Genomic DNA, 8,492 nt, shown 5'->3' with positions numbered 1-8,492 from the left:
CCGATCCGGGGCGCTTCGACGTGATCGTCACCGACAACCTGTTCGGCGACATCATCACCGACCTGGCCGCGGCGGTGTGCGGCGGAATCGGCCTGGCAGCCAGTGGAAACATCGACGCCACCCGCACCAACCCGTCGATGTTCGAGCCTGTGCACGGCAGCGCGCCGGACATCGCCGGGCAAGGGATCGCGGATCCGACGGCGGCGATCATGTCGGTGGCGCTGCTGCTCGCCCACCTGGGGGAGAACGACGCCGCCCTCAGAGTCGATCGGGCTGTCGCGGCCTATCTGTCGACTCGCGGGAGCGAACGGCGCGCCACCGGCGAAGTCGGCGAACGGATTGCCGCCGCGCTCTAGCCTCCAGCCCGGGCGGGAGCAGGCGCGCCGGCACCAGCGGCACCGCCAGCAACGGGAACACCCCGCACAGGGCCCAGGCGACGGGATACTTCGACGCCGTGATCAGCGCACCGAACACCGGCGGCGCGGCGGCCGCCATCAGCCGCTGCGTGGTGTTCTGGATGCCCAGGGCGCGCCCACTCCAGAACGGCCCGGCGAACTCGGTGATCGCGGTCGCCTCCAAACCGTTGTCGAGGACCGCGATCACCGAGATGGCGATCATCAGCACCACCTGGTACCGCGAATTCAGATGATCGGCCCACGCCAGCAGGAAGAGGGTCACGGCGGCCGCGCCGGCGATGATGCGGACCGGCCGCATCCGTGACCCGATCCTGTCCGACCAGCGGCCGACCATGATGCGGCCCACGGCTCCCAGGAGCTGCGAGATGATGACCATGGCGCCGGCGGCAGCGATCGACCAGTGCAGGTTGTTGATCAGCCACACCAGCATGAACGTCACGGTGACCGTCTGCGGCATCATCAGCAGACCGGCCACCGCGTGGATGCGCGTCAGCACGAATGGCCTCCGGTAGGGACTGGCCAATTCCTGACCGGTGGCCGCTTGCCGGGATTTCCGCGGCGGGTCGACGATCCCGATGGCCGCGGCTACCGCCGCCGTCGTGCACGCGAAGGCCGGAAACATCAGGCCCGCACTCGGCCCCCGTTCGGCTAGCTCGGGAATCACCATCGCGCCCAAGGCGATTCCCAGAGGTTGCGCAGTCTGGCGGATGCCCATGGCCAGACCGCGCTGATGCGGCGGGAACCACGCGGACACCAGCCGTCCGCCGGCGCTGTTGCAGCTCGCGGCGGCCATGCCGCCGAGGAACAGGTACACGCCGGTCAGGAACATCGAGTGGACCGACGCCGCTGAGTACGCCGCCAGCGCGGTCAGCGCGGACCCCGCGGTCAGTACCACGCGTTCGCCGACGCGGTCCAGCACGTAACCCCAGAGCACTAGGGTGACGACCATGCCCCAGCTGGGCATGGACGACAGCAGGCTCGCCTCGGTCAGCGGGATCGCGCGGGCAGACTCCAGCGCGGGAATCATAAAGGCGACGCCGTTGATGAACAGGAACGAACTCGCCGTCACCCCCAGTGAAATGGCCATGATCGACCACCGGGCGCCCGCGCTGCACTGGCCCCCAGAACCCGGGTCGGTCGGCATCTGCTCATGGTTGCACACGATGGTGGGACATCGCTGAAAGCGCAGGGGCCGACGAGCCGCCACGCCCTGCTGGGCCGCGGGAGCCCGGATCGTCGCCAGACTAGGCTCAAGCGAATGCGCCTTGGTCGAATCGCCAGCCCGGACGGACTCTCTGGTAAACCTGCCTTCGTCAGCATCGAGGGCGACCCCGCCGGCCCCGCCGACCCCGCCGGAATGACCGTCCGCGAGATCGCCGAGCATCCTTTCGGCATGCCCACCTTCACAGGCCGATCGTGGCCGCTGGCCGACGTCCGACTGCTGGCGCCGATCCTGGCCAGCAAGGTGGTCTGCGTCGGCAAGAACTACGCCGACCACATCGCGGAGATGAGCAACATGACCGGCCCGGCGTCGGCGGACCCGGTCATCTTCCTCAAGCCCAGCACCGCGATCATCGGACCGAACGTGCCGATTCTTCTGCCTGCCAATGCATCACCGGTGCATTTCGAGGGCGAGTTGGCGGTGGTGATCGGCCGGGCATGCAAGGACGTCCCGGCTGCGCGGGCCGCCGAGAACATTCTCGGCTACACCATCGGAAACGACGTCTCGGCGCGCGACCAGCAGCAGGCCGACGGCCAGTGGACCCGGGCCAAAGGGCATGACACCTTCTGCCCGGTCGGGCCCTGGATCGTCACCGACCTCACACCGCTGGACCCGGCCGACCTCGAATTGCGCACCGAGGTCAACAACGAGACCACGCAACACAGCCGCACCTCGCTGATGGTCCACGACATCGGCGCGATCGTGGAGTGGATCTCTGCCGTGATGACTTTGCTGCCCGGCGACCTGATCCTGACCGGCACACCGGCGGGGGTGGGTCCCCTCGAGGACGGCGACACCGTCTCGGTCACCATCGAGGGAATCGGAACCCTGACCAATCCCGTAGTCCGCAAAGGAAAGTCGTGAACCCCAACACCGGCGTCCCCAGCACCGGCGTCCCCAGCACCGGCGTCCGGGTCCGTTTCTGCCCGTCGCCTACCGGCGCGCCGCACGTCGGGATGGTCCGCACCGCACTGTTCAACTGGGCCTACGCCCGACACACCGGCGGCACCTTCGTCTTTCGCATCGAGGACACCGACGCGCAGCGCGACACCGAGGAAAGCTACCTGGCATTGCTCGACGCGATGCGCTGGCTCGGCCTCGACTGGGACGAGGGACCCGAGGTCGGTGGCCCCTACGCGCCGTACCGGCAGTCGCAACGCACGGACATCTACCGTGACGTGGTGGGCAGGCTGCTCGCAGCGGGTGAGGCCTACTACGCCTTCTCCACGCCGGAGGAGGTCGAGGCGCGGCACATCGCCGCCGGCCGCAACCCCAAGCTGGGATACGACAACTTCGACCGCCAGCTGACCGACGCGCAGCGCTCGGAGTTCCTGGCCGAGGGCCGTAAGCCCGTGGTGCGTCTGCGGATGCCCGACGAGGACCTCCGCTGGGACGACCTGGTGCGCGGGCCCACCACCTTCGCGGCGGGCAGCGTGCCCGATTTCGCGCTGACCCGCGCCAGCGGAGATCCGTTGTACACCTTGGTCAACCCGTGCGACGACGCGCTGATGAATATCACCCACGTGCTCCGCGGCGAGGACCTGCTGCCCTCGACGCCGCGCCAGCTCGCGCTCTACCGGGCGCTGATCCGGATCGGCGTCGCCGATCGGACCCCGGAATTCGCGCACCTGCCAACCGTGTTGGGGGAGGGGACGAAGAAGCTTTCCAAGCGTGACCCGGAGTCGAACCTGTTCACCCACCGGGAGCGCGGTTTCATCCCCGAGGGGCTGCTGAACTACCTGGCGCTGCTCGGCTGGGCGATCGCGGACGACCATGACCTGTTCAGTCTCGACGAGATGGTCGCCGCGTTCGACGTCGTCGACGTCAACTCCAATCCGGCCCGTTTCGACCAGAAGAAGGCCGACGCGCTCAACGCCGAGCACATCCGCATGCTCGACGCCGCAGACTTCACTGCCCGGCTGCGCGACCATTTCAGCGCGCACGACCGTCGCACCGGGCTGGACGACGCCGGCTTCGCCGCGGCGGCCGCGCTGGTGCAGACCCGCATCGTGGTCCTCGGCGACGCCTGGGACCTGCTGAAGTTTCTCAGCGACGACGAATACGCTCTCGACCCCAAGGCCGCCGCCAAGGAGCTGGGGCCCGAGGCCGACACGGTGCTGGACGCGGCCCTGGCCTCGCTGGACGCGGTCCCGGAGTGGACCGCGGCGCACATCGAGGACGCGCTCAAAGGTGCGCTCATCGAGGGGCTGGGGCTCAAACCGCGCAAGGCTTTCGGCCCGATCCGGGTGGCCGCCACCGGTGCGACGGTCAGCCCGCCGCTGTTCGAGTCCCTCGAACTGCTCGGCCGCGACCGCAGCCTGCTACGCCTGCGGGGTGCGCGCACCGGCTAGAAACGACTGGCGTGCGGAACGCGCGGGAAGTTTTTGGTAGTCTGCACTGCGGTTCACGAAGGCCGACAACAGCTGGCGGCGGTGGTCCCACGAGGTGGCTTCAGCCGCTCAGGATCGCTCAGAGCAGCGGTTTCAGGCAGGTAGTGGGGTATGGTGTAATTGGCAACACAGCTGATTCTGGTTCAGCCATTCTAGGTTCGAGTCCTGGTACCCCAGCAAAAGATTCGAGCAAAAGATTCGAGCAAAAAATGCCCACCGCAAGCGATTAGGTGGGCTTAGCCGGGTGAGCTATGCTGGCAGCTCGGATCGGTTCTGGCCCCGTCGTCTAGCGGCCTAGGACGCCGCCCTCTCACGGCGGTAGCGTGGGTTCGAATCCCATCGGGGCTACAAAGACCGTTGACCGGTCATTGACCGGCCGGTCCCGGGACCGCGGGTGCGGTGGAACCGCCGACCGGCATGTGCGGCAGGCCGAGCTTGCGGTGGTCCCACGAGCGGGCGCGGCGGGGGACGATGCGCACGCAGACCCGCTTGTTCATCATCTGCTCGACGAACGGCTTCATCTCCTCGGTGTAGGGGCCGGTGTAGCGCTCCCAGACGCTGACCCCCACGCGGTGCGAGACGTCGGGATCGTCGACGATCTCGGCCACGCCCTCGAAGGAGACCCCGCGCAGGGTGTCGTAGGTGTGGCCGTCCTCGATCAGAAAGCTGACCCGCGGATCCCGGCTGAGGTTGACCGCTTTCTGCGACTTGGCTTTGGTCTCCAGCCAGATCTCGCCGTCGACGACGGCGTACCACATGGCGGTCAGGTGCGGCTGGCCGTCGGAGCCGATGGTGGCCAGCGTGCCGGTGCGGCTCTTGGCGACGAAGTCGGCGATCTCGTCGGAGGACATGACGATGCTCGCGCGCTGATTGGTTCCCATGGGTAGTCAGTCTGGCAGGCGCCGCGGCGCAACCTGCTCCGAGTCCGCGCCGGCGGGCCCGAGTCGGACCGCCATGTTGCGGCAGCGGGTCAGAGCCGGCGGGTCAGAGCTTCGGCAGCCGACAACAGGTCGGCGGCCCAGCGCACCCCGGGACGCCGCCCGATCCGGTCGACCGGCCCGGACACCGATATCGCGGCGACGACGACACCGCGGCCGTCGCGTACCGGCGCCGACACGCTCGCCACCCCCGGCTCGCGCTCGGCGACGCTCTGCGCCCAGCCGCGCCGGCGCACCTCGGCCAGCGTCCGGTCGGTGAATTTCGCCAGCGGCAGAACGGCTTTCTGGGTCGCCGCGTCGCTATGGGCCAGGAGCACTTTGGCCCCCGAACCCGCGGTCATCGGCAACCTCGCCCCGACCGGGACCGTATCGCGCAGGCCCGCAGCCGGTTCCATGGCCGCCACGCAGATCCGCGAGGTGCCCTCACGGCGGTACAGCTGAACGCTTTCGCCGGTCGTCTCGCGCAATGCGGGGAGCACCGCCGCGCCCGCAGCCAGCAGAGGATCGTGCACGCGGGTCGCCAGTTCGCTGACGGCGGCTCCGAGGCGCCAGCGGCCGTCGTCGCCGCGCGCCAAGAGGCGGTGGACTTCCAGAGCGGCCGCCAGCCGGTACGCGGTGGCCCGCGGCAGGCCGGTCCGCTCGCACAGTTCGGCCAACCCGCATGGTGATTCGGAGACGGTGTGCAGGACGCCCACCGCTTTGTCGAGAACGCCGATGCCGCTATGCTGTCTCACGAAGAGATACTAGCGTCTCGCATGGTGAGATCACCAGTCCGGATCGATCGGTGGGCCGCTGGCGAGGCGAATCGAGGCGAGGTCGAGATGGGATCGCAGATGAAGACGTCTGGCGCGGGTGCGCCGCGCACCCTGGCCGAAAAAGTTTGGGAAGACCACGTTGTGGTTTCAGGTGGGGGTCCCGGACCGGCGGGGGCACCGGATGTGATCTACATCGACCTGCATCTGGTGCATGAAGTGACCAGTCCCCAGGCTTTCGACGGCCTGCGCCTGGCCGGCCGTCCGGTGCGCCGGCCCGATCTGACGCTGGCCACCGAGGACCACAACGTTCCCACGGTCGGCATCGACAAGCCGATCGCCGATCCGGTGTCGCGCATCCAGGTCGAGACATTGCGGCGCAACTGCGAGGAATTCGGTGTCCGGCTCTATCCGATGGGCGACATCGAGCAGGGCATCGTGCATGTCGTCGGACCCCAATTGGGGCTGACGCAACCGGGAATGACGGTCGTCTGTGGCGACAGCCACACCTCCACCCACGGCGCGTTCGGGGCGCTGGCCATGGGCATCGGCACGTCAGAGGTCGAACACGTACTGGCCACCCAGACGCTGCCGTTGCGGCCGTTCAAGACGATGGCGGTCACTGTGGACGGGGGCGTGGACGGGCGGCTGCCCGACGGGGTGACTGCAAAAGACGTCGTGCTGGCGTTGATCGCCCAGATCGGTACCGGCGGCGGTCAGGGCCACGTCATCGAATACCGGGGCAGCGCCATCGAATCGCTGTCCATGGAGGGCAGGATGACGATCTGCAACATGAGCATCGAAGCCGGCGCCCGGGCGGGGATGATCGCGCCCGATGACACGACGTACGAGTTCCTGCGGGGCCGTCCGCACGCGCCGACCGGTGCGCACTGGGACGCGGCGATGCGGTACTGGCAGCAACTGCGCACCGACCCCGGTGCCGCCTTCGACACCGAGGTCCATCTCGACGCGACCTCGTTGAGCCCGTTCGTCACCTGGGGCACCAATCCGGGCCAGGGAGTCCCGCTGACCGCCACCGTCCCGGATCCCGCGCAGATCGCCGACGAGGGCGATCGCAGAGCTGCGGAGAAAGCATTGGCGTACATGGACCTTCAACCGGGTACCCCCATGCGCGATATCGCGGTCGACGCGGTGTTCGTCGGCTCGTGCACCAACGGCCGTATCGAAGATCTGCGCGCCGTCGCCGAGGTGTTGCGGGGCCGCAGGGTCGCCCACGGGGTCCGGATGCTCGTGGTACCGGGCTCCATGCGGGTGCGCGCACAGGCCGAAGCCGAAGGGCTCGATGAGATTTTCGCCACAGCGGGCGCGGAATGGCGACAGGCCGGATGCTCCATGTGCCTCGGGATGAACCCGGATCAGCTTGCGCCGGGGGAGCGCTGCGCCGCCACCTCCAACCGCAACTTCGAAGGCCGGCAGGGCAAGGGCGGCCGCACACATCTGGTTTCGCCGGCCGTGGCCGCCGCAACAGCCGTCCGCGGAAAATTGTCCGCTCCCGCGGACCTGAACTGACCGACTGAAAGGGGATGAGCATGGAAGCCTTTCGCGCCCATACCGGTATCGGCGTGCCGCTGAGGCGCTCCAATGTCGATACCGACCAAATCATTCCGGCGGTATTTTTGAAGCGCGTCACCCGGACCGGCTTCCAGGACGGCCTTTTCGCCACCTGGCGTTCGGATCCCTCATTCGTACTGAACCTCGCCCCCTTCGATCGGGGCTCAGTCCTGGTCGCCGGGCCCGATTTCGGGACCGGCTCGTCGCGCGAGCACGCGGTGTGGGCGCTCATGGACTACGGCTTCCGGGTGGTTATCTCCTCGCGCTTCGGCGACATTTTCCGGGGCAACGCGGGCAAGGCGGGTCTGCTGGCCGCGGAAGTTTCGCAAGACGGCGTCGAGCTTCTCTGGAAGCTGATCGAGCAGAGCCCGGGACTGGAAATCACTGCCAATCTTCAAGATCGAAATATCACTGCCGGAACGGCGCTGCTGCCGTTCAACATTGACGATCACACCGCCTGGCGACTGCTCGAGGGACTCGACGATATAGCCCTTACGCTGCGAAAACTCGACGAGATCGAGGCTTTCGAGGCGACTCGGCCCGAGTGGAAACCGAGCATTTCTTCCCCCCGCTGAAATCTCCGCCGGGCACCGAATTGGGGCCCGCAGACCGCGGCGACTCGGCCGATTTCGGCGGAGCCCACGAGTCAAGGGCGGCAACCGGATTGCGAAATCGACGGTCAATCACTACTGAAATTGCGCGTGGCTCTTGGAAATTTGCCGGGTAAAGGTTTACCGTGTGCTCTAGTCGGTTCCCGAAAACGAGGACCACTGGCTTCGGAGGGTATGGATGAACAAAGCAGAGCTCATTGAGGTGCTCACAGAGAAAATGGGCTCGGACCGTCGGCAGGCGACCGCCGCCGTCGAGAACGTCGTCGACACCATCGTGCGTGCGGTGCACAAGGGTGACAGCGTCACCATCACCGGCTTCGGGGTGTTCGAACAGCGCCGGCGCGCGGCGCGGGTTGCCCGCAATCCGCGTACCGGCGAGACGGTGAAGGTGAAGCCCACGTCCGTTCCGGCATTCCGACCCGGTGCCCAGTTCAAAGCGGTTGTGTCTGGTGCGCAGCGCCTCCCGGCGGAAGGGCCTGCCGTCAAGCGCGGTGTCGTGGCCGCGGGTGCGGCCAAGAAGGCGGCAGCGAAGAAGACGTCCGCCAGGAAGCCGGCCGCCAAGAAGGCTGCGACCAAGGCTCCGGCGAAGAA

General features: G+C 67.7%; 9 protein-coding genes and 2 tRNA genes. 8 read left to right on the top strand and 3 right to left on the bottom strand.

Annotation, left to right across the window (positions count from 1 at the left end):
• A partial coding sequence (locus AC2VOK_RS12485) for an isocitrate/isopropylmalate family dehydrogenase (protein WP_428900750.1) occupies positions 1 to 356 on the top strand: 356 nt, incomplete at its 5' end.
• Here AC2VOK_RS12485 and AC2VOK_RS12480 read toward each other — a convergent pair.
• Complete coding sequence (locus AC2VOK_RS12480; RefSeq protein WP_428900749.1) at positions 259 to 1,560, bottom strand: MFS transporter; 1,302 nt, start codon at positions 1,558 to 1,560, stop codon at positions 259 to 261. The two genes, AC2VOK_RS12485 and AC2VOK_RS12480, sit on opposite strands and share 98 nt — an antisense overlap.
• Before the next feature lie 114 nt (positions 1,561 to 1,674).
• Here AC2VOK_RS12480 and AC2VOK_RS12475 point away from each other — a divergent pair, with 114 nt between their 5' ends.
• From AC2VOK_RS12475 to AC2VOK_RS12460, 4 genes are all read left to right on the top strand, one after another.
• The gene (locus AC2VOK_RS12475; protein ID WP_428900748.1) at positions 1,675 to 2,502 is read left to right on the top strand and encodes a fumarylacetoacetate hydrolase family protein; all 828 of its coding nucleotides are present in this window, start codon (positions 1,675 to 1,677) and stop codon (positions 2,500 to 2,502) included.
• Positions 2,499 to 3,989 (top strand): glutamate--tRNA ligase, encoded by a 1,491-nt coding sequence (gene gltX, locus AC2VOK_RS12470; protein ID WP_428900747.1) that lies wholly within the window; start codon positions 2,499 to 2,501, stop codon positions 3,987 to 3,989. The genes AC2VOK_RS12475 and gltX overlap by 4 nt, the downstream gene beginning before the upstream one ends.
• Positions 3,990 to 4,133: 144 nt before the next feature.
• Positions 4,134 to 4,205, top strand: a tRNA-Gln gene (locus tag AC2VOK_RS12465).
• A gap of 98 nt (positions 4,206 to 4,303) precedes the next feature.
• Positions 4,304 to 4,376 (top strand) — tRNA-Glu (locus AC2VOK_RS12460).
• A gap of 17 nt (positions 4,377 to 4,393) precedes the next feature.
• Here the strand turns inward: AC2VOK_RS12460 and AC2VOK_RS12455 are convergent.
• Positions 4,394 to 4,909: a PPOX class F420-dependent oxidoreductase gene (locus AC2VOK_RS12455; RefSeq protein ID WP_428900746.1), complete on the bottom strand. Its 516-nt coding sequence runs from the start codon at positions 4,907 to 4,909 to the stop codon at positions 4,394 to 4,396.
• Between the two features lie 89 nt (positions 4,910 to 4,998).
• On the bottom strand, positions 4,999 to 5,700 hold the full coding sequence (locus tag AC2VOK_RS12450; protein ID WP_428900745.1) for an IclR family transcriptional regulator: 702 nt from the start codon (positions 5,698 to 5,700) through the stop codon (positions 4,999 to 5,001).
• Positions 5,701 to 5,799: 99 nt separating this feature from the next.
• Between AC2VOK_RS12450 and leuC the strand changes: the two genes are divergently transcribed.
• From leuC to AC2VOK_RS12435, 3 genes are all read left to right on the top strand, one after another.
• Positions 5,800 to 7,248 (top strand): 3-isopropylmalate dehydratase large subunit, encoded by a 1,449-nt coding sequence (leuC, locus tag AC2VOK_RS12445; RefSeq protein WP_428900744.1) that lies wholly within the window; start codon positions 5,800 to 5,802, stop codon positions 7,246 to 7,248.
• A 20-nt stretch (positions 7,249 to 7,268) separates the two neighbouring features.
• Entirely contained in the window at positions 7,269 to 7,865 is a 597-nt protein-coding gene (leuD, locus tag AC2VOK_RS12440) for a 3-isopropylmalate dehydratase small subunit (protein ID WP_428900751.1), read from the top strand.
• 214 nt (positions 7,866 to 8,079) lie between these two features.
• On the top strand, positions 8,080 to 8,492 hold a 413-nt coding region (locus AC2VOK_RS12435), incomplete at its 3' end, for an HU family DNA-binding protein (protein ID WP_428900743.1).

This window comes from Mycobacterium sp. TH-M116, from assembly GCF_057473685.1.
The sequence above is the reverse complement of the archived record's forward strand: the minus strand, read 5'-3'. Positions and strand labels throughout refer to the sequence as shown.